Here is a 24,387-nt window from a genome sequence, read left to right as displayed (position 1 = left end):
GCCCACGTGCGACCATTGCTTCGCAGGAGCCCTGCAGCAGTGACTTCGGTTTAAATCTCGCGACGATAACGGCGGCTACGAAATGTAGCGAACGATGCTTTCGGCCACACACGCCGGCTTGACCGACCCGGCGATCTCGACGGTGGTCGACACGATCGCCTGCACGATGCCGTTGCCGAGGTCTTCGACTCCGACCAACGAACTCTGGCCACGCACCTGAGAGCCGACCGGCACCGGTGCTGGGAAGCGGACTTTGTTGAGGCCGTAGTTGATTGCAAGCTTGACACCGTTGACGGTGTACATCTGGTGCTGCAGCCGCGGCAGCAGCGCCAGGGTCAGGTAGCCATGGGCGATAGTGCCACCGAACGGACCTGCTGCCGCCCGTTCCGGGTCGACGTGGATCCATTGGTGATCGCCGGTCGCATCGGCAAACCGGTCGACATCATCCTGAGTGATGGTCACCCAGTCGCTCTGTCCGACCGCCTCACCCACAGCGGCAGTAAGGTCGGCAACTGACTCGAAGATCCGCATGGGTCTCTCCTCTGCTCGGGTAAGCATAGAACTCGTGAGGCTGCTGCTGATTGCCGATACCCATGTTCCGCAACGCGCACTCGACCTGCCCGCGCAGGTATGGGACGAGGTCGCAGCGGCCGATGTCGTCGTTCACGCCGGCGACTGGGTAGCGCCCGAATTACTCGACAAGCTGGAATCCAAGGCCGCTCGGCTGGCCGCGTGCTGGGGAAATAACGATGGTCCCGAACTGCGGTCACGGCTGCCGGAACGAGCGGACGTGACGTTGGCGGGCGTGCATTTCACGGTTGTGCACGAGACCGGTCCTGCGGCCGGCCGCGATGCCCGGATGTCGCGACTGTATCCGGACAGCCAGGTCTTGGTGTTCGGGCATAGTCACATCCCGTGGGATACCACGACGACGACCGGTCTGCGGCTGCTGAATCCGGGCTCGCCAACAGATCGTCGCCGGCAGCCGTTTTGCAGCTACATGACCGCGACCGTCGACAACGGGGCATTGACGGACGTAGTTGTCCACCCCCTGGAAAGGTAGCTCGCGTAGGGTTCGTTGCGGCGCGGCTCACCGAATCACAGTCTGAGCTATACCACTTTTGACGTCACCAACATCGTTCTGATAGCCAATCGTGACGTGAACGTAACGAGGCCGGGCTGACTCTTGATCGTTAGCCAACCGCGACAATCAGCTCCGGCCGCGACAGCCGAATTCGGCCGTGTCCCTATGTTTCACTCGCCCAGAACAGATTCGACCGCATCACGCGGCAGATGGAAGTTGGGATGAGTAGAAGCCATGAAGTTCTTGCAGCAGATACGAAAGTTGCTTGGCCCAGCGGCAAAGTTGCCGCGCCGGCTGACTATCGCAGCTTTAGGGACTGCCTTGTTGTCCGGTCTTGTCGGTGCCGTCGGCGGCACGGCGACCGCGGGAGCGTTCTCTAAGCCGGGTCTTCCAGTGGAATATCTGCAGGTGCCATCACCGTCGATGGGCCGCGACATCAAGGTCCAGTTCCAAGGCGGCGGCCAGCACGCGGTCTACCTGCTCGATGGGCTCCGGGCCCAAGATGACTACAGCGGTTGGGACATCAACACCCCGGCCTTCGAGGAGTACTACCAGTCCGGCTTATCGGTGATCATGCCGGTCGGCGGCCAGTCCAGCTTCTACAGCAACTGGTACCAACCGTCGCAGGGCAACGGTCAGAACTACACCTACAAATGGGAAACGTTCTTAACCCAGGAGATGCCTTCCTGGCTGCAAGCCAACAAGAACGTGTCACCGACCGGTAATGCGGCGGTTGGCCTGTCGATGTCGGGCAGCTCCGCACTGATCCTGGCCGCGTACTACCCGCAGCAGTTCCCCTACGCCGCCTCATTGTCGGGCTTCCTCAACCCGTCCGAGGGCTGGTGGCCGACAATGATCGGCTTGGCGATGAACGACTCGGGCGGCTACAACGCCAACAGCATGTGGGGCCCGTCCACTGACCCGGCATGGAAGCGCAACGACCCGATGGTGCAGATTCCACGGCTGGTCGCCAACAACACTCGGATCTGGGTGTACTGCGGTAACGGCGCACCAGGTGACCTCGGCGGCGACAGCATACCGGCGAAGTTCTTGGAAGGCCTCACGCTGCGCACCAACGAAACCTTCCAGAACACCTACGCGGCCTCGGGCGGACGCAACGGGGTGTTCAACTTCCCGCCCAATGGGACACACTCATGGCCGTACTGGGATCAACAGCTGGTTGCCATGAAGCCCGACATCCAGCAGGTGCTCAACGGCAGCAACAACAATGCCTGACACCGCCTAACCCGCAAGAGCCAGCATCGGCAGCAGCGCAACGGCCAGCGCTGCTGCCGATGCTGTGTGGTTTGCAGGGCTGATTCAGCAACCAGGACGCTCAGGACAACAGAGCGCGGCGATCAGAGTGGAAGTAGGTATAGCCGGTCGTCAACGCGCACACGACAGCCGCGACCGCCAACATTTGGGTTCCGCTGACGAGCACACTGATAGCGCCGCCCAACGCGGCGCCCAACACAAAGCTGGCGAACAACAGAAAATAGCCGAGCCAGTCCGTCACTTTCCCGCCGGCGATGTGGCGTTCGATGCCCTGGCCCATCTTGACCAGCGTGCCGGTCACATAGCTAATCGGGATCGACACCTCGCCATCTTTGACATATGACGTGTTCAGCGCGCCAATACCGAAAACCACCAGCAGAATTGGCGTGAAATCGAGTTGGCTTTGATTCCATCGGCCCACCAGGATGTCACACCCGGTGGCGGCCATCAGGCTGAAAGTAGTCAGCACGGTCGGGCCGTGCGGATGCGCCACCCAGAAGTAGCGCCTACACAGTGACGCAGTTATCACGCCGGCGACGAAGCACAGCAACAGCAGCGCCGCGGTGACCGACAGCACCATGTCGCCCCGGAAGCATCCCAGCACCGCGCGTTGGGCATTCCCGGTCATAAAGGTCACAAAGTATCCTGCTGAGTGCGTAAATGCAGTCGCACCGAGTATGCCGGCCAACCCTGCTAGCACCCACGACAACCGTGCCTCGCTGTCGAAAACCTCACGATCCACACGTACATGGTTTCAGATGCGCGCGGTGCTCGCAGCGCGCAACCACCCCAGTAAAGCGCAACGAAGAGGCCCAGCGAACACCCTAGGCAGCGGTGAGACGGGCGATGGATCGCAGTGGGATTGGCAGCCATCCGGGCCGGTGACGGGCTTCATACCCGGCTTCATAGACCGCCTTGTCGAGCTCGTAGGCGACCAGCAGCTGCGCCGAATCTCGGGGATCAATCCCCGACGCGGCGGCGTAGCCGTCGCAGAACGCGGTGCGATTGCGTTCGACCCATTCCCGAGCGCGGGCGGCCCGCTGCTTATCGTCGGCGTTGTCCACGAGTGGCCCGTAGGCAGCGTACTCGAAGGAACGCAACATGCCGGCCACGTCGCGTAACGGCGAATCCGGCGCCCGCCGCTCGTCTAATGGCTGGCCCGGCTCACCCTCAAAGTCAATCAGCAGCCAGGTCTCCGGGGTACGCAGCACCTGCCCTAAGTGCAGATCACCGTGCACCCGTTGCACGGTGATCGTCTCATTCGCGAGCTTTTGGAATCGCTCTTCGATCGGTGCCGCGTACTGCCCGAGTTCAGGAACCGCCGCCACAGTCGACGACAACCGTGCCAATACGTTGTCTACTGGGAAGGTGACCTGCGCCGTCCCCAAGCATTCGGCCAGGGTGGCGTGCACGGATGCAACGGCCTCTCCCAGTCGGTAGGACTCGCCGGCGAAGTCGCCGCCGACCTCGTAGGCATACAAGTCGCCCTCCGCGAACAAGTCGCGAACGCTGGCGGTAGCCATTGCCCAGCCATCGGCGGCGTTGGCCTCATACTCGGTCACCATGCCCAACGGGCAGGCCGTAGCAGCGGCGCCCTTTGGCGCGGCAATCTCGTAGGTGCCGAGCAGTCGGGCCACGTGCGGGTTGCCGGCGCGGCCCAACACCCGGTTTAGTTCAATGTCGGGGTTGACACCGCTGCTGACCCGACGGAACACCTTGAAGATGGCGCCCCGATCGAAGATCACGCTGGTGTTGGATTGCTCGGCATCTGAAATTCGAGGTGATGCGTCCAGCGGTAGCTCAACGTCGGGTTCTCTGGCAAACGTCACTTCGGCATCCGACGAGCTGCGGGCGGCGGACGAGGCGATCAGCGACAGCAGAAATTGGGGGGCGGCAAGGTCATACAGCGCGTCAAAGCCCGTGCGATCGTCGGCGGCGCCGATAGTTGCTACGGTGCTGTACTCGGTGACCGGCGCGGAATCCCACTCCACGATCACCTGATAGCGCTCTGACGAACCGTCACTGTAGTCGGCGTCCACCAACACCAAGTCGAGGTCGTCTCGAAGCGAGACGATTACCGCAGGCTCAGCGGCGGAAAGCTCGCGACTGCGTCCGGCGTACCAACGTTGCTGTGGCAGCCACTCAAACCAAGGCAGCTTGGCTGGCAGAGTCATTGGCGCCGCTCTCCCCCTCGCCGCTTCGCGGCTGGGAGGTACCCCCACCTCATCGCTTCGCTCTGCATCGTCGCTGGCGGTATTCATTGGCGCCGCTCTCCCCCTCGCCGCTTCGCGGCTGGGAGGTACCCCCACCTCATCGCTTCGCTCTGCATCGTCGCTGGCGCGGGTCATGCGTTCTCCTCATGTTCGGACAACTGGAACCAATAGAATCCGTGTCCCGGCAGCGTCAGCAGATACGGCAGGTGGCCGATGCGCGGAAACTCCACCTGCCCGGTCAGCTCGACCGGCGTGTAGCCGTTCCAATACTGCAGGTTCAGTTCGATGGGCTGTGGGAACCGCGATAAGTTGTTGACGCATAGCACCGTGTCGCCATGACCAGCTGTTTGGCGTATGAAAGCCAATACTGACGGGTTCGAGCCACCTAACTCCTGGAAAGTCCCAATGGCAAAGGCGTCGTGCCGTCGGCGAACCGCCAGCATGGTGCGAGTGAAGTTGAGCAGCGACGTGGAGGTGTCGCGTTGCGCCTCTACGTTGACAGCCTGGTAGCCGTAGACCGGATCCTGGCTGGGCGGCAGATACAGCCGGCCCGGGTTAGCCGTAGAGAAACCGGCATTGCGGTCCGGTGTCCACTGCATCGGGATACGCACCCCGTCGCGATCTCCCAACCAGATCACGTCGCCCATACCGATCTCATCGCCGTAGTACAGGACCGGGGAGCCGGGCAACGACAGCAGTAACGCGGTGAACAGCTCGATTTGGTTACGGTCGTTGTCCAGCAGTGGCGCCAGCCGGCGCCGGATTCCGACATTCGCCTTCATCCGTGGATCCTTGGCGTACTCGGCATACATATAGTCGCGTTCTTCATCGGTGACCATTTCCAGCGTCAACTCGTCGTGGTTGCGCAGGAAAATCCCCCACTGAGCCATCTCCGGGATCGGCGGTGTCTGGGCAATGATCTCCGAGATCGGGAACCGCGACTCCCGGCGCACCGCCATGAAGATGCGCGGCATCAGCGGGAAGTGAAACGCCATGTGGCATTCGTCGCCCCCGGTGCTGGCGTCGCCGAAGTACGCGACCACGTCTCCTGGCCACTGATTGGCTTCGGCTAGCAACACCCGTCCCGGAAATTCGTCGTCGATCACTTTGCGGACGCGCTTGAGGAAAGCGTGCGTCTCAGGCAAGTTCTCGCAATTGGTGCCCTCACGCTCGAAGAGGTAGGGCACCGCGTCTAGCCGAAACCCGTCGATACCCAGGCCAAGCCAAAAGCGGAGAACGTCGATCATCGCCTCTTGCACGCCCACGTTGTCGTAGTTCAGATCCGGCTGGTGGGAGAAGAACCGATGCCAATAGAACTGGCGGCGGACCGGGTCGAACGTCCAGTTCGACTCTTCGCTGTCGACGAAGATGACTCGGGCTTCAGTGTATTTCTCGCTGGTGTCGCTCCACACGTAGTAGTCGCCGTATGGCCCGTCAGGATCGCGGCGAGACTCCTGAAACCATGGATGCGATTCAGAGGTGTGGTTCATCACCAGATCGGTGATGACCCGGATACCCCGCCGGTGCGCGGCGTCCACCAACGCGACGAAATCGTCGACGGTCCCGAACTCGGGCAGCACCTTGTAGAAGTCTCGGATGTCATAGCCGCCATCACGCAGCGGCGAGTCGTAGAACGGCGGCAGCCAGATGCAGTCGATGCCGAGCCATTGCAGGTAATCCAGGCGGTCTATGAGTCCCCGCAGATCTCCACAACCGTCGGCACTAGCGTCGTAGAACGCCCGGACCAACACCTCGTAGAAGACAGCGTGCTTGAACCAGGTCGGGTCGGCGGGCAGTACGGCGGCGTTACCGAAGTCCTCGACACTCGGATGCTCGACCACACCCCCTTCGACGTGACTGCCCCCCGCGGGATCGTGCTCACCAGCCTCAACGGGATGGACTGCGTCGTTCATCAAACCCACGATGCCACGGGTACCCGAGGCGGTACACCGGGAATCAGGCCTGAGATCAGATACCACTCCACACGAATTGGCTGGCCGGCGGCCAACATCCGACCGGATATCAGGCTGGAGGTCCTTCCGCCAACGTCACATTCGCGGTGCGGTCACCGCCTCCCGCAGCGCGATAGTTCACCGCGACGGTGTCGCCGGGGTGATGCGGCACGAGGACATCCGACATCGCGGTGGCCCCGTTGACGGGGACGCCGTCGACCGAGGTGATGACGTCACCCACGGAGATCCCGGCCGCTCCGGCGGGACCGGTTTCGACCACACGCGCAACCCGTGCCCCGTCGCCGTTGTTGTCGACAACGCCCAAGCCGAGGAAGGCCGTCGGGCCGATGTGCACGGTATTCGACCCGGCCCCGGACCGGATGGCGCCGACGACCGCCATCGCCCGACCGATCGGAATGGCGAAGCCCTGCCCGCCCGACATCTTGTAGTTGTCGGTAGCAGCAGTGTTCATGCCGACCACCTGACCGCCACTGTTGACGACGGGCCCACCCGAGTCGCCGGGCTTGATCGGGGCGTCGACCTGGATCAGCCCGGACAACGTCTCTTGGGCGCCGGTCAGAGCCTCAGACGCTTGGACGGTCTGGTTAAGTGCGACGACACGACCCGGCAGCACGCTGGGTGCTCCACCCTGGCCACCCGTGTTGCCCAGCGCCACGATCGGTTCGCCGATCACCACATCGCCACCGATAACGGCGGTGGGCAGGTTGCTCGCGCCACGAAGCTGCAGCACCGCCACGTCCTCGGTGCGGTCGTAGCCGACCACGTTGACGCCGTAGGTTTTGCCGTTCCCGACATCGAACGCCTTGATATCGGTAGCACCCGCGATCACGTGATTATTGGTCAGCACGGCACCGTTGGGGTCGATAACGATTCCCGTTCCGGCTCCCACCGCGCTGTTGTACCCGAATTTGGTGCTGATGTTGACCACCTGCGGCGCAACCATCGCGCCGGGATCGAGCGGCAGGGGTGGCCGGTCGCTGAACCGGTCGAGCGCCAGAGTGGACGGCCCAGACGACGGTGTGGCGGACGCCGGCGCCGCGGCCAGGCCCAGGCCCAGCGCCAGCGCGGCCAGCACGCTGACCAACCTTGACCACCAGAGTGAACGGTGGGACCGTTTGCTCATCCCGTAACCTCCTGCATCCAGCTAAGAACCAGAATTGTCCCAGCCTTTGGGTCTGGGCGGCACGACTTTGTGTACATCAAGCTAATGCAGATTGCTATCAGCGACACATTTGGGATATTGCTCCGGCCGCCGAGGGGACGCTTCCGGACCGCCAAGGTCGCTGTCAGACGACTAGCGCGGCCCTAAGCTGACACGGTGCGGGAATTCGACCCGAAGGTCCGGCTCACACAGTCCCCGGTAGCACGACTGGCCACCGTCACACCCGAGGGCATGCCGCATCTGGTGCCAGTCGTCTTCGCAGTCAGCCAGGACGTCATATATACCGCCGTCGATGCGAAGCCGAAGACAACACCGCGGCTGCGGCGCCTGACCAACATCGAGAACAATCCACAAGTCAGCCTGCTCGTCGACCACTACACCGACGATTGGACGCAGTTGTGGTGGGTCCGCGTCGACGGTGTCGCCACGATCCACCCAGACGGCACGGTGATGCATACCGCATACCGGCTGCTTCGCGCCAAATACGCTCAGTACCAATCGATTCCGTTGAACGGGCCGGTAATTGCGGTTGTCGCGCGCCGCTGGTCCAGCTGGCACGCCTAAGCAGACCCGATTCGACACGGGCGGCCGGTGTCATGACCCAACCCATTTGCACCCGACTGTCGGCCTTGTGTTGCGCGGCCGTTGGGGGAAAAGTTGCTTACTGCGTCGTGTGAGCCGGGACACACCCCGCTCGTGGGGCGCTAGCGACCCAGGAGAACCGGAGGGAAATCATGGCGGAAAGAGTGAATGCGTCCCGGGGCGTAGGAGCCGCTCCCACCGCAGACAGCCCCGGCAACGTTCGCAATGTGGTTCTGGTCGGGCCGTCCGGAGCAGGTAAGACCACCCTGGTCGAGGCCCTCCTGGTCGCGGCCGGCGTGTTGTCCAGACCGGGCACCGTGGTGGACGGCAGCACGGTCTGCGACTACGACGAAGCCGAGATCCGGCAGCAACGGTCAGTGGGCGTTGCCCTGGCCTCTCTGCTATACGACGGCATCAAGGTCAACCTCGTCGACACTCCCGGATACGCCGATTTTGTGGGCGAGCTGCGGGCCGGGTTACGAGCCGCGGACTGCGCGCTGTTCGTCATCGCGGCAAACGAGGGCGTCGACGAACCGACCAAGTCGCTCTGGGCAGAATGCAGCCAGGTCGGGATGCCCCGCGCCGTGGCAATCACCAAGCTCGACCACGCCCGGGCGAATTACTCCGAGGCACTGTCCGCCGCACAAAACGCATTCGGCGACAAGGTTTTACCGCTTTACCTGCCGACCGGGGACGGCCTGATCGGATTGTTGTCACAGACCCGCTATCAGTACACCGGCGGCAGCCGAACAACGCACGTCCCCGACCGGTCGGACGCCGATCGGATCGAGCAAGCGCGCGGCACCTTGATTGAAGGAATCATCGAGGAATCCGAGGATGAGTCGCTGATGGAACGCTATCTCGGCGGCGAGACGATTGACGAGTCGGTGCTCATCGACGACCTCGAAAGAGCCGTTGCCCGAGGTTCGTTCTTCCCGGTGATCCCGGTGTGTAGTAACACCGGTGTCGGCACGTGCGAATTGCTCGAAATCGCCACCCGCGGATTCCCATCTCCGATGGAACATCGGATACCAGAAGTCTTCACGCCGCAGGGCGCTCCACACGCCGAGCTGGCCTGTGACGCTAATGCGCCGTTGCTTGCAGAGGTGGTGAAGACGACGTCAGACCCCTACGTCGGCAGGGTCAGCCTGGTCCGGGTGTTCTCCGGGACCATCAGGCCCGACACGACGGTTCATGTGTCGGGCCATTTTGCGTCGTTTTTCTCCGGACCCAACGGCGCGACTACCACGCACCCCGACCATGACGAGGATGAACGTGTCGGGGTCCTGTCATTTCCACTCGGCAAGCAGCAGCGCCCCGCATCCGCGGTGGTGGCGGGCGACATCTGCGCGATCGGCAAACTGAGCCGAGCCGAAACCGGCGACACGCTCTCCGACAAGTCCGAGCCCTTGGTGCTGAAACCCTGGACAATGCCTGAACCACTGCTGCCGGTCGCCATTGCCGCGCACGCCAAGACCGACGAAGACAAGCTGTCGGTCGGGCTGGGGCGGTTGGCCGCCGAAGATCCGACACTGCGGATCGAACAGAATCAGGAGACGCACCAGGTCGTGCTGTGGTGCATGGGCGAAGCACACGCCGGGGTCGTACTCGACGCGCTAGCCAACCGCTACGGCGTCACCGTGGACACGGTGGAACTCCGGGTGCCGCTGCGGGAAACCTTCAGCGGCAAAGCGAAAGGCCATGGCCGCCACATCAAGCAATCCGGCGGCCACGGCCAGTACGGGGTGTGCGATATCGAAGTAGAGCCGCTGCCGGAAGGCGCCGGGTTTGAGTTCCTCGACAAAGTGGTAGGCGGGACGGTGCCACGACAATTCATCCCCAGCGTGGAAAAGGGTATCCGCGCTCAGATGGAAAAAGGAGTGCAGGCCGGCTATCCGGTGGTCGATGTCCGGGTCACTCTGCTCGACGGCAAGGCCCACAGCGTCGACTCTTCGGACTTCGCGTTCCAGATGGCGGGAGCGTTGGCATTACGTGAGGCGGCAGCTGCGACGAAGGTGACCTTGCTCGAACCGATCGACGAGATCTCGGTGCTGGTACCCGATGATTTCGTCGGCGCGGTGATGGGTGACCTGTCGAGTCGTCGCGGCCGGGTGCTCGGCACCGATACCGCCGGTCAGGAACGCACGGTAGTAAAAGCCGAGGTCCCTCAGATCGAGCTGACCCGGTACGCAATCGATTTACGCTCACTCGCGCACGGCGCTGCGTCATTCACCCGCTCGTTTGCCCGCTATGAACCTATGCCCGAATCCGCGGCAGCCCGGGTGAAGACCACGGAGTAGCCGCTAGTTTAGAAGCCTTATGTCGACGGTTAACGGACTTCCCGCCCACATACTGCTCAACCATTTCGTCGTCGTCTTGGGTCCGCTGACAGCGATTTTGGCGATCCTCTGCGCGCTGTGGCCCGCAGCGCGGCGGCGACTGATCTGGCTGGTTCTGGTACTTGCCGTGGGCACCCTTATCTTGACCCCGCTGACCACCGGCGCGGGTCTGTGGTTAGAACCCCGGGTCGGGCCGTCCGTCACGCTGCGGATACACAAAGAACTCGGCGAAACCTTGATCTACGTCCTCGCGGCGCTGGCGGCCGCCGTCGCTTTGCTAGCCGCTGTCCATATTCGCCAGACGAGCGGACGAACAGTGAAATTCGCCCTGCACGGCGCGATCGGAGTGCTGGTGATCGCCGCCGCGGTGGCCACGCTGGTCCAGACCTACCGCATCGGCGATTCGGGTGCGCGGGCCGCATGGGGAAACGTGGCTTCGAACGTGACTGGGTCCGCGCAATCTCACCCCCGATGGGCGAACTGTTCGGCCACAGCGCGGCGGTCGAGCGAACCTTTGGCCGTATGCGGCAGCGCACTGGCCTCCTGAAAGCTGGTGGGCACTTCGAAGGCCGCCAACCGATCACGGCAGAACACCGCAAGCTCGGCCGGGGTCGGCGCAATGGACTCACGAGGAACGATCACTGCGGCCACTGTCTCCCCGTACATCTTGTCCGGATCACCAAAGACCGCCACCTCCAAAACGTTGGGATGACTGGCCAACACTCCCTCGACGCGCTCCGGTGAGATCTTCTCGCCGCCGCGGTTTATGAGTTCCTTGATCCGGCCCCGGATCCTCAGGTCACCGGTCGCCGACAGTGACCCCAGATCACCGGTACGCAGCCATCCGCGGGTGAAGTTCGCGGCGGTTATCGCCGGGTCACCCAGATACCCACGCACCACGGTAGGACCACGCAACCAGACCTCCCCGACGGCATCTGGAGGGAGGGGTTGGCCGTCGGACCCGACGATGCGGATCTGGGCGCCAGTCGACTGACCGACGAGACCGTCTGTTGCAGCAGAGTTTTCGCCTTGGCCGAGCAGCTCGATACCCGTAGTGGTCACCTGGTGGGTGGCCTCGGTCATGCCGAAAGCACATACCACCGGCACTGAGAACTCTTCACGCAGTGCTTGCGCCGTTTCCGCAGTAAGGGGCGCGCTGCAACTGCGAATAAAGCGGAGTGTGGCTCGTTTGCTCCGGGAAGATTGAGTAGCGGCGAGCTCCAACAGGATCCGGTGGATCGTCGGCACCGCCGTGTACCACGTGGCCGCAACGGCGTCGATGTCGTCCCAGAATGTGTGCGCCGAGAACCGCCCGCGAGCAGGCAGCAACACCGCACCTCCAGATGTCAGGGTCGACAGCAAGGCAGCAATTAGCCCGTGACCGTGGTAAAGCGGCATCACCGCGACGGTCGCATCCTGCGGACCGAGCTGGTATGCGGCGATGATGGCACGAACTGAACTGGCGATATTTCCGTCGGTCCACGGGACCATTTTCGGCAGACCCGTTGTTCCGCCGGTGAACATGATCATGGCGTCGTCATGCCGGAGTCCGTCGGGCGTCGAAGTGACCGGATTCGGTGTCACAGCGGCGTCCAAGTGGACCGACAGGCTGCCTTCTGGAGCGCCTGTGGCGCGGCCGTCGGAAACCGCGATCGGCCAGCAGCGCATCGTCGCTTCTCGTTGGTCGCCAACGCCCTCAGGGTCAAGACTGTCCACCAGTGCCACTCGCACGCCCGCTACTTGGCTCCGGATGCACTGCTCGTGGATGGGTAGAGACGGATCTAACGGCACCACGATCAAGCCGGCTCGCGACGCCGCCAGTAGGCCGACAACGAATTCGGTGTTGCTAGCCGCGCGCAGCGCGACCCGATCGCCAGGCAGCAGACCACCCTGCGTCAGCTGACCGGCCAAATCATCGACCAGTCCGAGCAAGTCTCGATAGCTCACCGCTATGCGATCGGCGGTCACGACAAGCGCCGGCGCGTCCGGATTCCGGATTGCCGCCGCCTGGACCAAGTCGGCGATGCGCGGGCTCGCGAATTGGCCAGTCAGCCCCGCATCGATCTGTTCAACCGGAGCTCCGCTGCTGGTAATCGACTCTGATTTCATCGCTGCGCTCCTTCCGCCTTCTCCCGATATGAACAGCGCTCCTCTGCAAACCATGCCGCGCGGCTCATCACGCGTCCAATAACCATCCGCTAACGCTTGATAATGAGCACCTATTGAAGCGGCATAATACGCCCACGACCAGGGAGGATGATCTGCCGATAGACAGCATGAATCGCCGCATAGCGGCTTGGTCTTGGACAGCGGCGAGGCGTCGGATCATTGTGATTACAAGAGTTCGCCGCGGAGCGCCTACCGCCCGCCCAGACGCACACGATGGAGTCGGCACATGACCACACTTTCGGCAGCTGGCAGCGAAGCGGCGGCAAGATCAGAAAGCGCGCGGTTGACCGACGGCTTCCACCTCGTTGTGGAGGCGCTCAAGGTCAATGACATCGAGACGATCTACGGGGTGGTCGGTATCCCGATCACCGACCTCGCGCGCATCGCGCAAGCGTCCGGAATCCGCTACATCGGCTTCCGGCAGGAGACCTCCGCCGGCAACGCCGCTGCCGCCGCTGGATTCCTTACCCGACGTCCCGGCGTGTGTCTAACGGTGTCGGCACCCGGCTTCCTCAACGGCCTAGTCGCACTGGCAAACGCCACGACGAATTGCTTTCCGATGATCCAGATCTCGGGTTCAAGCAATCGAACGCTGGTGGATCTGCAGCAAGGAGACTACGGTGAGCTCGACCAGCTCAACGCTGCAAGGCCTTTCGCGAAGGCGGCGTACCGGATCAACCGGGTGCAGGACATTGGACGCGGCGTGGCACGCGCCATTCGCACCGCAGTCTCCGGCCGTCCGGGCGGCGTCTACCTCGATATCCCCGGTGATGTGCTGGGCCAGGCCATGGAGGCCGCGGCCGCAGCCGACACAATTTGGCGGGTCGTCGACCCCGCGCCCCGCCAGCTGCCGGCGCCGGAGGCAGTCGACCGCGCTCTGGACCTACTCGCGCAGGCGCAGCGGCCGCTGATCGTGCTCGGCAAAGGCGCAGCATACGCACAGGCAGACAACGTGATTCGGGACTTTGTCGAGACCACCAGAATTCCGTTCCTACCGATGTCGATGGCCAAAGGACTACTGCCCGACTCGCACCCACAGTCCGCTGCCGCCGCGCGCTCGCTGGCCATCGCGCGCGCAGATACGGTCTTGTTGGTCGGCGCCCGGCTGAACTGGCTTCTCGGCCATGGCGAGTCGCCGCAATGGTCAGCCGATGCCAAATTTGTTCAGGTCGATATCGCGGCGTCGGAGTTCGACAGCAACCGGCCGATCGCGGCGCCGCTGGCCGGCGATGTTGGTTCGGTGATGTCGGCGCTACTCAACGGTGCGGCCACGCGTCGGATCGTCGCACCCGCGGACTGGACCAACGAGCTGGCCGATCGCAAAGCAACCAACGACGCCGCGATGCGCCGGCGACTGGCCGACAATCCGCATCCAATGCGCTTCTACAACGCGCTCGGCGCCATTCGCTCTGTGCTGCAGGATAACCCGGATGTCTATGTGGTCAACGAGGGCGCCAATACGCTCGACCTGGCCCGCAACGTCATCGAGATGGATGCGCCCCGGCACCGGCTCGACACAGGGACCTGGGGCGTGATGGGCATCGGTATGGGCTACGCCATCGCCGCCGCGGTCGAGACCGGCAAGCCGGTTGTCGCTATCGAAGGCGACAGCGCATTTGGCTTTTCCGGCATGGAAATCGAGACCATCTGCCGCTACCGATTGCCGGTCACCGTAGTCATCCTCAACAATGGTGGCGTCTACCGCGGCGACGAGGTCTCCTCGGCCTGTGGTACCGATCCCGCACCCACCGTGCTCAACGCCCGCGCACGGCACGAATTAATCGCAGAAGCCTTTGGCGGCAAGGGATATCACGTCGTAACACCCGCCGAGCTGCGGTCGGCACTCACCGCAGCGATCGCATCGAACGCGCCATCGATCATTGACTGCGAGCTCGACCCAGCCGCGGGGGTGGAAAGCGGACACCTGGCAAGCCTCAACCCCACGAGTGCCGCAACACCGGTCAGCGCCGACGCGTGATTCCCGCTAACTGAGCTTCAAAGAACTCGTTCAACGCAAGCTGCTTCGCAGATGCGGCGAGCGCGCGGGCTACCGGGGAACCTGGCCCGGCGGAGTTGGTGGCGAGCGCGACGTCGGCTTTCAGGACAGGGTCGACCATTTCGACCGCGCGGATCTCTGCGCCCATCGGCGTCGTCCACAGCCAGGTGTGCGGAACGATGCACGCCCAGTTGCCGGTGGCCACCTGGGCGAATAACGAAGCGACAGAGTCGGTCTCGACTTGCGGGGTGACGGTGATGGCGTGGCCCGCAAAGGCCCGATCAATCAGCTGGCGGTCTCGCATGTCGGGTGTGAGTAACGCCAGCGGCAGCTGCGAGGCATCCGGCCACGTCAACGTCGCCGCCCCAGGCGGCAACATATCCGCCGGCGATACCAACACGTAGTGCTCATGGTAAAGCGGCACCAGGTCCACCTCGTGGGTGTCGTCGGGCGCGGAGTGCACGATGACGGCATCAAGCTCAAAGTCGCCCAGCCGTCGGTGCAGCTCGGTGACAGGCAGTCGGGAACGGATCTGCACTTTTACCAATGGGTGCTCCGAACAAAAGGCCGACAGCACCAGGGACGCCGTCGTCGAGGCGGTGGGCACCGTGCCTAGTCGAAGCGTCCCAGTGATCCCGGACCGCACCGCGTCCACCTCGGCCTTGAATGCATCGTGCTCGGCGAGAATCCGCTTGGCCCACACGACCAGGCGCTCCCCCTCGGGCGTTAGGCCCTCAAAGCTGTGTCCCCGGTTGATCAGCGTGACGTTCAACTCACGTTCGAGTTTGGCGATCGCGGATGATAGCGCGGGTTGCGAAACGTAGCACCTCTCGGCCGCTCTGGCGAAGTGCCGCTCCTGGGCGACCGCGACGAAGTACTCCAGTTGACGGAAGAGCACCCGCACCTCCTCCCTTTTGGATACCGATCCCGCTGAGGCTAGCGCGTCGCTACCGGCCCAGCCAATCTACCCACTCGAAGCAACCGCAAACGGGTCTGCTGACAACTAGGCGGTAGCTCGATGTCGGCGGACAGTTGGCGACGTTGAAACTACGAATACTGATGTGTTGCCGCTACTTTCACCATACGGACGGTGAAGGTCGGCCAAGTTCGGAGTTCCGCGACCTGTCGCAGGCCACTGACCAGAAGCAATTTGTGGCCCAGTTCAACAACATTGGGCAATGACTCGGCGGCAAGCCATGAGCCGGTATTGTCCGGCGCGCCGATCCACGCAATGTGCGCATCAACCGCACCTCATGCCGGGACCGCGCGCAAGCGGCTACCGGGCAAATTCGTCAGCATTTGCTAAAACCCGTATTGGGTAGACGGCAATTAGAATACCGTTGTGTGGATCGCACCATCTCGAAGGGCGGACGCCATGCGCCGAGCGGTTCGTTATCTATTTGTTATGGCCGTGATCACCCTGATGGCCGTGGCAGGATCGGGCAGCCCCAGCGTGGCCGCGGTCCCTACACCAAAGCCGACTCCTGAGGTTGCTTTGGTGCTGCCGGCTAATGGCGCGGTGGTGGGTGTGGCGCACCCGGTGGTGGTGGCATTCACCGCGCCGGTGACCGACCGCGCCGCCACCGAGCGGTCAATTCGCGTCTCATCGCCGAGCAACATGGCCGGCCACTTCGAGTGGCTCGATGGCAATGTCGTGCAGTGGGTTCCAACCAAGTATTGGCCCGCCCACACTCATGTATCGGTCGGTGTTCAGGCGCTGACGACGGGCTTCGAAACCGGTGACGCGTTGCTCGGCGTTGCCAGCCTGTCCGCGCACACCTTCACTGTCAGTAGAAACGGAGAGGTCCTCCGCACCATGCCGGCGTCTATGGGTAAGCCCACCCGGCCGACGCCGATCGGTAAGTTCACCGCATTGTCGAAGGAGCGCACCGTCGTGATGGACTCGCGGACCATCGGTATCCCGCTCAGTTCGCCCGAAGGGTATTTGATCACCGCCCAGTACGCGGTTCGCGTTACCTGGAGCGGCGTCTATGTGCACTCAGCCCCATGGTCGGTGAACTCGCAGGGCTACGCCAACGTCAGTCATGGATGTATAAACCTAAGCCCGGACAACGCCGCGTGGTACTTCAACACCGTTAACGTTGGCGACCCCATCGAAGTGGTGGGATAGCGGGCAGTTACGAAGCCAAAATTGCTGTGGAAAAAAGATATTTCACATCTATCGCCGTCTTTGATCGACAAGTACGTTTACGGATCTGCGGCTACCTGGCCTGGTTAGCCCGCGACCATGCGCACCGCGCGGCGTTCACCTCTGGCCTGCCGGCGAGAACCGGACACTCGGACCTAGAACTCGCCGCAGTTGGGTGTGGTGGGTAGGCCGTTGAATCGGTCGGCGATCCACTGCATAGCACGCTCGCCGTCCACCCAGGCAGTAAGCACGTGGTTGATTGAGGTCTTGTTGAGAAACGGCGGCTCCTCGTTGGTCCAGAACTGGACATCCGCACCCTGAGCGCACCAATCACGTCCAAGTTGGTTGGCTGGCGTCCACGGCACCAGCGGGTCGTAGCGATTGCTGTCGATGAATACCGGTGCGTTTGGCTTATAGCGCCCGATCCGCTGCATGTCGAACAGGGTCTTGAACGGCTCCTCATCGATAAGTTTGTCGATATCGCCGTTGAAGTAGCCGGCAAGATGCCGGAACTGGAACTTGAACAGCGTTTCACCGACGCACTGGTGGCGGGTCTTGGCCAGTAGGTCTTCCCCGCGCGGCGTCAACTGAGCGTGAATCGCGTCCGCCCACTCCGGGTAGGCATAAATCGCTCCGTTGAGCAAATAGCCGGTCACGCCGACCAGGGCGTTGCCGTCTATATAGGGCAACATTTCGGCCAGGTTGGCGGGCGGAGCACCAGAATAGGTGCCCACCACGTTCAGATCCGGGGCGTAGACCGACGCGAGTTCGGCCGCGGAGGCCGCGGCACCGCCGCCTTGTGAATACCCCCAAAACCCGACGGGGCCGTGCGGGTCCAGCGACGTCCCAGGTAGCCGCTGGGCGGCGCGAGCGGCATCGAGCATCGCCTGCCCTTCGGCCAGCCGGTTCACATAGGTATGCACACCCGGGGTCCCCAGCCCGTCATAGTCGGTCATGACGATGGCGAAACCGCGGGCCACCATCGTCGCGACGAACGTCTCTTCGTAGTTGACCATGAAGTCCAGCCCGGACGACCAATGGATGCCCTGGCTGAACATCCGCGACGGTGCGCACTGGTCGCCCTGACCCTGGGTGCCCGGGCCGTAGCTGAGCAGCGGGCGTGGCCCCTTCCCGGGCCGGGGGCTATCCGGCTCCAAGTACGTGCCGGTTACCGCGACCGGCCGGCCGCGGGCGTCGGTGCTGCGGTACATGATGCGGGTAGCGGTAGCCAGGATGGCACCCAGCTGTCCGGACGGCTCGAGCACGAGCCGCATTGGCTCGGTTCGGATCAAATCGCCGGGCTGACCGGGTGGCAGCGGGTCGGGCGGAGTGTAGAACTCCTCGAATTGACTTTGGTCACCCTCGGAATCGAAATTGCCTTCGGCGTGTGCCGGCGGCGAATATCTCACGAAAATTGTTGTAGCACAAATTAAGCTGAGTACAACTGCAACAATCTGACGTGAGGACACCCGAAGCATGGTCGGGAGACTATCAAGGCCGTCACCGCTTAGCGAATTGAGCCGGACAGGAAAGCCCCCCGTTGACTGGGCAACTTACGTGCTGCCGAATTCCAGATTAACCCGCAATAACTGACAACACCGTCACCGCTTGCGAATTGCTGACGCAGTATCGGAAATCATACGTCACCACCTATGCTGTTGTGCGCCAAGGCATAAGCGTCGATTCACCGGTAATGGGTCGCGATGACCCGGCGAAGCCGCCATCCGCGTTGGCGCGGTGCATGAGATATTTCCCGCCACGTTTCCGTCCGGCGAGGGCAGCGACCTTACCGGCGTAGTGACCGCCGTGAGGCCCGACGTCACCGAGTTCGCCGTCGGCGACGAGGTCCTGGGGTTCGCCGTCCGCCGCTCCAGCCACGCCACTCACACCGCTGTTCCGGTGGGGCAGTTGATTCGCAAACTTCCCCAATTGAGTTGGGAGGTAGCGGGTTCGCTGTACGTTGTCGGTGCGACGGCGTATACGGCCGTCCGTGCGGTCGTGCCCCAACCGGGTGAGGCGGTCGCTGTTTCGGCGGCTGCGGGAGGCGGCGCCGAACGGAATCGACGCATTCATCGACTTGTTCGGCCCCGACTATGTTCAGTTCGCCGTGGATCTCGGTGTAGCTTCGGAACGGATCGATACCATCATCGCTTTCCAGAAGGCCGGCGAAGTTGGCGCCAAGACCGAGGGCAGTGCCGAGGCGTCGACACCTGAAGTGCTCGCCGAAATCGCCTACCTGGTCGCCACCGGCGCGATCGAGTTCGACATCGCCGCGACCTTTCCGCTCGACCAGATCGTCGATGCGTTCGAGGAACTCGAGCGGCGACACACGCACGGCAAAATCGTGTTGCTGCCACAGGTCGGCAGTTAGCCGATGCCGGCCTGGACAACTTTGACCACGACCAACACGCAGGCCAGCACCAGATAGCCGCGCAGCGTCAACAGCCCGGCCCGGCGCACCGGCGACATGACCGGCCGATCCAAGGTCGCTAAGGCGGGCATGGTCCAGTTTGCGCGACGCTCATCACACAACGCCCTTCTTTCAGCGCGCGTCAGTTTCGGTAGCGCATCGAACTCCGCTTGTTCGGAACCCGGTCGGCTGGGCTGCTGCGCGATGCCCCCCGCGCCGCGTCGCTCGGCTAACCAGCCGACCGCAACGACGGCGGTAGCCCCGACCACGCCAAGCGCAGCGCCGACACCAAGACCACTCACCAGGGTCGCGGTCGACAAGTTGGGGAAGAATGTCACCACGGTCAACATCAGCGACAGCACCACCAGCGACCACACGATCGTCCACGCCAAGACATTCTGGCGAACGGTGTTCACCCACGGACCCAGCACCGGGCGGTCATTGCACAGCAGCACCAAAAAGACAGTTGCCGAAGGCAGCAGAACACCGGCGAGAGCCTGCACACCTTGGGTGATGAGACCGAGGATGTGATCGGGGCTGAACGCGACCGCAGCCGATATCCCAAGAAGCGCTGCATAGCTGCCGTAAAACAGCGGGGCCTCGGTAATCTTCCAATGCAGCGAATGTGGCTTACCCAGAGCGTCACCGAGTGCATAAGTGGTGGCCAGCCCGACGACGTTGGCACCGATCAACGACGCGTCCAACAAGATGATCGCGAACAATACACCGATCGGGTGCCCGACGTGGTTGGACAGGTGGGATGCTGCCGCTCCCGCGTCAGTGAAGTTGCCAGCGTCGGCGGTACCTGCCAGCCCGAAAGCGGTGGCCGACATCAGGGCGATCGCCCCCGCCATGACGCCGACGATGCCGATGACCAGATCGGCTCGGCCGTAGCGCATCCAGCGTGGCGTGATGCGCTTGTCAACAACATTGGACTGTTGAAAGAACAACTGCCAGGGCGCCACCGTGGTGCCCACAATCGCCATGATGACTAACAGCACAACAGAGGTCGGGGAATTAGGTTCGCCGGGCAATGACGGCATCAGTCCGTGCAGGCTTGGGCCCAGGGCGGGATGCACCGACAACACCAGCGGGATGACAGCGACGTTCACCGCAATCAGCATGAACATCACCTGCTCCCAACGACGGAATGAGCCGCCGGCGACCACCGCGAATAACAGCACTGCGGCGGCGGGTATAGCGATCGTCTTCGGGCAGCCCAGAAAGCCGAGTGCCAGTGACACACCAATGAATTCGGTGACGATTGTCAACGCGTTGAGAATCAACAGGTCACCGACGCTGAACGCACCCCAGAACTTACCGAACCGCTCGAAAATCAGCCGCGCATGTCCAACCCTGGTGACCGCACCCAACCGGAGCACCATCTCCTGGTTCACATACAGCACCGGGATCAGCAGCACCAACGTCCACAACAGGTTCATCCCATAGTTCTGTCCGGCCTGTGCGTAGGTCGCGACACCACCGGCATCGTTGTCGCCGATCATCGCAATCAGTCCCGGACCGGTGATGACCATCAGCAGTCGCAGTTGTTGCCAACGACTGCGGCCCGCATGGGTGGCGTCCCGCCCGATGCGGCCAAACGCGCCAACGATGTCACCGACATGCGCGGAATCCAGCACCGCCGAACCGGAAGCGTCGGGTGTTACCCGTGATGTCGCAGGGCTTTTGACGCACACGGAAGCGTCACTAGTGGTCGGCGGGACCGCGACGGCACTGATTGCGTCAGTGGAGATGGAAGTCATTGGATTCTCGCTATCTCGACGGGCTCGTGCTCAAAAGGGTTGGGCGACAGGGCATGCCCCGTAGCGGGCAGCGCGCGCCGCTGGGTGGGTCGTAGCGGGATGAATCCCGGTGGTTCTCCGCACTGACCGACGGATAACCGCCCAGCTAGCCGGCGATTACCGAAATCGGCATCCGCGCTAGATACCGGTCGGTCCGCTCCTGCGGAGTCGGGAGGCGCCGGACGCCCCGGCTCTTGGTTCGCAGCCGACCGGCGCGCAGTATCGACCATCCGGCCACCGTCGTAGCACCGGTAACACGTTGTGCAACAACAAAGATCATGATCGTTCTCCTACCAGCAACCCAATCGGTAGGTGGCATTCAGCGCGTCATGCACAACGGCTTTCACAGCGTCAAAACGCATCCAGGTATGTGCTGCAAACCCGCGCATACCGATAGATGCATACAGAACGTCCGAGAAAGCTCAGGCGACAGAAGGAACGCCGGGACCGGATCGGGACAAGACAGTTTTCGCATACGGACTGTCACTCGGACTCATCTCGCCCTCACCTCCTCACGGCCGGGACACACGCGGGTGCCGACATAGTCACCTGTACGGAAGAGGCAGAAACGTTCAGCAGCGGGCCGCCGAACACACCCCTCTCGTCGGAGCTTTGGCACTGCACGACGTATCTGGACCAACGTCCAGAAGCCACTTGGGCTCAACCCTTGGGTCCGGGAAGAGCTGTCCTGACCCGAGGCGTCTCTCGACGTTCGGGGTCAGTGGCCTATATCCATACAGACGCCTCACCTACCGAGGTGCTTGCAGTCCATGCTTACACCCGCTACCCACTGCTCGTCAAACGCCTTTTACAGAGGCCTACCCTCGAGACCATGGTCACCACTTTGCAAGACCCCCGGGTCGCGGCGACGCTCGACCGAGACGAAAAGTCAAACGTCGCTGTTTCGTGAGAAGGTTGGTGAACTCGAGTGGCTGATGACGGGCGCACTATGTACGTAACCCCGACAACGGCTACGTGAGCACCGATTTCGCCGGCCAACATCGCGACAGCATGAAATTCAGTTGCCGCACCAGCGATTTACGGCTACCGCAAAGACTCTTCTAGCCACGGCGTCAACCATTTAACACCTTCCGGGGTGAGGTGGACACCGTCGCTGCGCACCTTAATGCCGTCGACCTTAGCGGTGTAAACGCCGTCCGGGCACAACTTTTTGTTCAGATCGAGGATCTGTACGTTCGGATGTTGACTAACTGTATTGCGCAACATGGTGTTCCACTGATTCACCCGATCCGGCTGATCCTCCGGATACAACCGACCATCCGGCTTTTCACCGCCGCGGCTGTAGGGCACCGTGGCAACGACCACTCGAACACCGGTGGAACCCACAATATTCAGTGCTTGCTGCAGCTCTGCATTGAGATACGCGTCGAAGGTTGGATCGCCGATGTGGGTCCATTGTCCTTCGTTGACGCGGTCTACCGTCTCCCAACGACCAATGATCAGCAGTGCGACGTCTGGACGGTCCTTGTTGATCTGCGTCGACCATCTGCTGGGCCAGTTGTCACATTCAGGTCTCTGCTCCAGGGTTTGGCCAATATACCGATATGGTGTGCCGCGCACCAGGCTGCAGCCGATGACGGTGTGGTCGATAAAGGCGAATCCGGGCGTCGGCGGAAGGTAATGCATCCAGGTCCACCCAATCGAGTCGCCGAATACCGAAACGGTGAACGGCTGGTTGGGGTCCCGCGGACCTGGACGATTCGCTCCCGGCGGCGACGGCGATACGGCCGCGACCGCCGACACTCCCGGCGGCAGACCAATCTCACGCAAGCCCGGTCCGGTTCCCACCGGAACCACCCACATCGTCGCCGCAGCAGCACTAGCCACAGTGGCCGCAGCCAACGGCAATAGCGGCACTCGTACCGGTCGCCAGCGGCGGATGGGTTGTTCGATCAACCACCAGGATGCTGCCGCCACTGCCACTGTCGCGGCGCACCGAGCGGCGAACAGTGGGACTCCGGACCATCCGGTGCGCTCGCCGTTGAGCGCCAAGAAGATTGGCCAGTGCCACAAGTAAACGCCGTACGAAATGGTGCCCAGCCACACCAGCGGGCGCAACGCAAGGATGCGGGCCACCGCTCCGCGCTGCTCCAATGTCACCGGCGCGATCACAACGACGGCCGCAATTGCGACCCCGATCAGCAGCCCGTGGCGGAAGTCAGCGGCACCGCCCGTTGCATAGTGAGTCGCCGCCGCCAACCCTGCCAGACCGAGGACCGGTAGGAGCCGAGCGATCCGGCGCCCCCACCGAGTCCTAATCAAGCACCAGCCACGGTTTAGCGACGGCCAATCCCGAACCAGCAGAGCCGACGCTGCGGCGCCGACCAGCAACGCTTGCGCACGGGTATCGGTGCCGAAATAGATTCGGTCGCGCGTCGCGTCACAAACAAGGGCGACGGCGATTGCGGCAGAAGCCAGCGCCCCCAACGAGGCGAGCACAAAGGCAGCCAATCGCACTCCACCGATGGTCGCGTGGCTGCAACGCCGCCTGGCCCTCGCGGCTAACAGTAGGGTTACCGCGATCAGCAGCAGCGGCCAGACAAAGTAGTACTGCTCCTCCACCCCAAGCGACCAGGCGTGCTGCAGAGGCGAGGGTGGCGCACCTTGCGTGAAATAGTCGGCCTTCTGGACCACGAAGCGCCAGTTCGCTACCCACAAAAACGCGGCGATCGCATCGTTCCGTAATCCGGTGAGCGCTTGGTACGGAAGAAGTTCGCGGGCCACGCCTACGGTGAGCACCATCAACACCAAAGCCGGCAGTAGCCGGCGCGCACGCCGAATCCAGAAGCCGGTCAGGTCAATACGCCCCGTGCGTCGCAGCTCGTCAAGCAGCAGCGACGTAATCAGGAATCCGCTGAGGACAAAAAAGAGGTCGACGCCAATGAATCCACCACTCAGGCCGGGGATGCCGCCATGCTGGGTGAGCACCAGCGCAACCGCTATCGCGCGAAGCCCATCCAAGGCTGGAATGCCGTTGCGCCGCTCCGGTTGGTCCCAAATCGCCAGCCGACCAGCACGCCGCACAGGAGCAACCCATCGAGGCCGCTCAGCAGAATAAGCCGGCGCGGGATGAGTCCCGCCCGGCTCAATGTTCGCGGTTAGTGCGCCCTGGCCACCAAGGCGTCCGGCGCCATAGTTGCTGCCGATACGTCGCTGCTCCTCCTGTTGATCCCCGCAAAGCTTAGATGCGACGCCAGCAGATACCGGCGAAG

The 24,387-nt window shown here is 62.8% G+C and carries 17 protein-coding genes, 2 pseudogenes and 1 riboswitch; of the genes and pseudogenes, 8 read left to right on the top strand and 11 right to left on the bottom strand.

Features of this window, described 5'->3' with window-relative positions:
* Positions 1-75: 75 nt before the first annotated feature.
* On the bottom strand, positions 76-531 hold the full coding sequence (locus B586_RS00810) for a MaoC family dehydratase (protein ID WP_054878969.1): 456 nt from the start codon (positions 529-531) through the stop codon (positions 76-78).
* A 34-nt stretch (positions 532-565) separates the two neighbouring features.
* On the opposite strand from B586_RS00810, the gene B586_RS00805 reads away from it, so the two are divergent.
* Both B586_RS00805 and ag85C read left to right on the top strand, forming a co-directional pair.
* Positions 566-1,063: a metallophosphoesterase family protein gene (locus tag B586_RS00805; RefSeq protein ID WP_054878970.1), complete on the top strand. Its 498-nt coding sequence runs from the start codon at positions 566-568 to the stop codon at positions 1,061-1,063.
* 255 nt (positions 1,064-1,318) lie between these two features.
* Complete coding sequence (ag85C, locus tag B586_RS00800; RefSeq protein ID WP_047314521.1) at positions 1,319-2,320, top strand: diacylglycerol acyltransferase/mycolyltransferase Ag85C; 1,002 nt, start codon at positions 1,319-1,321, stop codon at positions 2,318-2,320.
* Between the two features lie 100 nt (positions 2,321-2,420).
* Here ag85C and B586_RS00795 read toward each other — a convergent pair whose 3' ends face one another.
* The 4 genes from B586_RS00795 to B586_RS00780 all read right to left on the bottom strand — a co-directional run bounded on the left by B586_RS00795 (position 2,421) and on the right by B586_RS00780 (position 7,668).
* A complete protein-coding gene (locus B586_RS00795) occupies positions 2,421-3,101 on the bottom strand; it encodes a YoaK family protein (RefSeq protein WP_054878971.1) in 681 nt (226 codons plus the stop codon).
* Between the two features lie 82 nt (positions 3,102-3,183).
* On the bottom strand, positions 3,184-4,533 hold the full coding sequence (locus B586_RS00790) for a maltokinase N-terminal cap-like domain-containing protein (protein ID WP_047314523.1): 1,350 nt from the start codon (positions 4,531-4,533) through the stop codon (positions 3,184-3,186).
* A gap of 170 nt (positions 4,534-4,703) precedes the next feature.
* On the bottom strand, positions 4,704-6,485 hold the full coding sequence (treS, locus tag B586_RS00785; protein WP_054878972.1) for a maltose alpha-D-glucosyltransferase: 1,782 nt from the start codon (positions 6,483-6,485) through the stop codon (positions 4,704-4,706).
* 109 nt (positions 6,486-6,594) lie between these two features.
* Complete coding sequence (locus B586_RS00780; RefSeq protein ID WP_047314525.1) at positions 6,595-7,668, bottom strand: S1C family serine protease; 1,074 nt, start codon at positions 7,666-7,668, stop codon at positions 6,595-6,597.
* A gap of 195 nt (positions 7,669-7,863) precedes the next feature.
* Between B586_RS00780 and B586_RS00775 the strand changes: the two genes are divergently transcribed.
* The 3 genes and pseudogenes from B586_RS00775 to B586_RS19705 all read left to right on the top strand — a co-directional run.
* Entirely contained in the window at positions 7,864-8,271 is a 408-nt protein-coding gene (locus B586_RS00775) for a TIGR03668 family PPOX class F420-dependent oxidoreductase (RefSeq protein ID WP_054878973.1), read from the top strand.
* A 170-nt stretch (positions 8,272-8,441) separates the two neighbouring features.
* Positions 8,442-10,589: an elongation factor G-like protein EF-G2 gene (locus tag B586_RS00770; RefSeq protein ID WP_054878974.1), complete on the top strand. Its 2,148-nt coding sequence runs from the start codon at positions 8,442-8,444 to the stop codon at positions 10,587-10,589.
* A 19-nt stretch (positions 10,590-10,608) separates the two neighbouring features.
* Positions 10,609-11,067, top strand: a pseudogene (locus B586_RS19705) (DUF2231 domain-containing protein); the annotation flags it as partial.
* Positions 11,068-11,090: 23 nt separating this feature from the next.
* On the opposite strand, the gene B586_RS00765 reads toward B586_RS19705, so the two are convergent.
* Positions 11,091-12,737: a FadD7 family fatty acid--CoA ligase gene (locus B586_RS00765; protein WP_047314529.1), complete on the bottom strand. Its 1,647-nt coding sequence runs from the start codon at positions 12,735-12,737 to the stop codon at positions 11,091-11,093.
* 286 nt (positions 12,738-13,023) lie between these two features.
* Here B586_RS00765 and oxc point away from each other — a divergent pair, with 286 nt between their 5' ends.
* Positions 13,024-14,775: an oxalyl-CoA decarboxylase gene (oxc, locus tag B586_RS00760; RefSeq protein ID WP_054878976.1), complete on the top strand. Its 1,752-nt coding sequence runs from the start codon at positions 13,024-13,026 to the stop codon at positions 14,773-14,775.
* On the opposite strand, the gene B586_RS00755 is transcribed toward oxc, so the two are convergent.
* Positions 14,759-15,691: a LysR family transcriptional regulator gene (locus tag B586_RS00755; RefSeq protein WP_047314590.1), complete on the bottom strand. Its 933-nt coding sequence runs from the start codon at positions 15,689-15,691 to the stop codon at positions 14,759-14,761. The two genes, oxc and B586_RS00755, sit on opposite strands and share 17 nt — an antisense overlap.
* 477 nt (positions 15,692-16,168) lie before the next feature.
* On the opposite strand from B586_RS00755, the gene B586_RS00750 reads away from it, so the two are divergent.
* Positions 16,169-16,924, top strand: a complete 756-nt coding sequence (locus tag B586_RS00750) for a L,D-transpeptidase (RefSeq protein WP_054878977.1) — start codon at positions 16,169-16,171, stop codon at positions 16,922-16,924.
* A gap of 173 nt (positions 16,925-17,097) precedes the next feature.
* Here B586_RS00750 and B586_RS00745 read toward each other — a convergent pair whose 3' ends face one another.
* Positions 17,098-18,420: a lipase family protein gene (locus tag B586_RS00745; protein WP_054878978.1), complete on the bottom strand. Its 1,323-nt coding sequence runs from the start codon at positions 18,418-18,420 to the stop codon at positions 17,098-17,100.
* Between the two features lie 229 nt (positions 18,421-18,649).
* Here B586_RS00745 and B586_RS19700 point away from each other — a divergent pair.
* Positions 18,650-19,313: pseudogene (locus B586_RS19700) on the top strand (zinc-binding dehydrogenase); the annotation flags it as partial.
* On the opposite strand, the gene B586_RS00730 reads toward B586_RS19700, so the two are convergent.
* From B586_RS00730 to B586_RS00725, 3 genes are all read right to left on the bottom strand, one after another.
* Positions 19,310-21,115, bottom strand: a complete 1,806-nt coding sequence (locus B586_RS00730) for an NRAMP family divalent metal transporter (protein ID WP_054878981.1) — start codon at positions 21,113-21,115, stop codon at positions 19,310-19,312. The pseudogene B586_RS19700 and the gene B586_RS00730 overlap by 4 nt on opposite strands.
* 145 nt (positions 21,116-21,260) lie before the next feature.
* Positions 21,261-21,434 carry a hypothetical protein gene (locus tag B586_RS19695; RefSeq protein WP_156406678.1) on the bottom strand — a complete coding sequence of 58 codons (174 nt, stop codon included), beginning with the start codon at positions 21,432-21,434 and terminating at the stop codon, positions 21,261-21,263.
* A 309-nt stretch (positions 21,435-21,743) separates the two neighbouring features.
* A riboswitch (M-box (ykoK) riboswitch) is annotated at positions 21,744-21,918 on the bottom strand.
* A gap of 280 nt (positions 21,919-22,198) precedes the next feature.
* The gene (locus tag B586_RS00725) at positions 22,199-24,199 is read right to left on the bottom strand and encodes an acyltransferase family protein (protein ID WP_054878982.1); all 2,001 of its coding nucleotides are present in this window, start codon (positions 24,197-24,199) and stop codon (positions 22,199-22,201) included.
* Between the last annotated feature and the right edge of the window lie 188 nt (positions 24,200-24,387).

Source organism: Mycobacterium haemophilum DSM 44634 (assembly GCF_000340435.2).
In the GTDB taxonomy this organism is placed as follows: Bacteria; Actinomycetota; Actinomycetes; order Mycobacteriales; family Mycobacteriaceae; genus Mycobacterium; species Mycobacterium haemophilum.
Note: the sequence above shows the minus strand (reverse complement) of the source record. Positions and strands in the feature narration are given on the sequence as shown.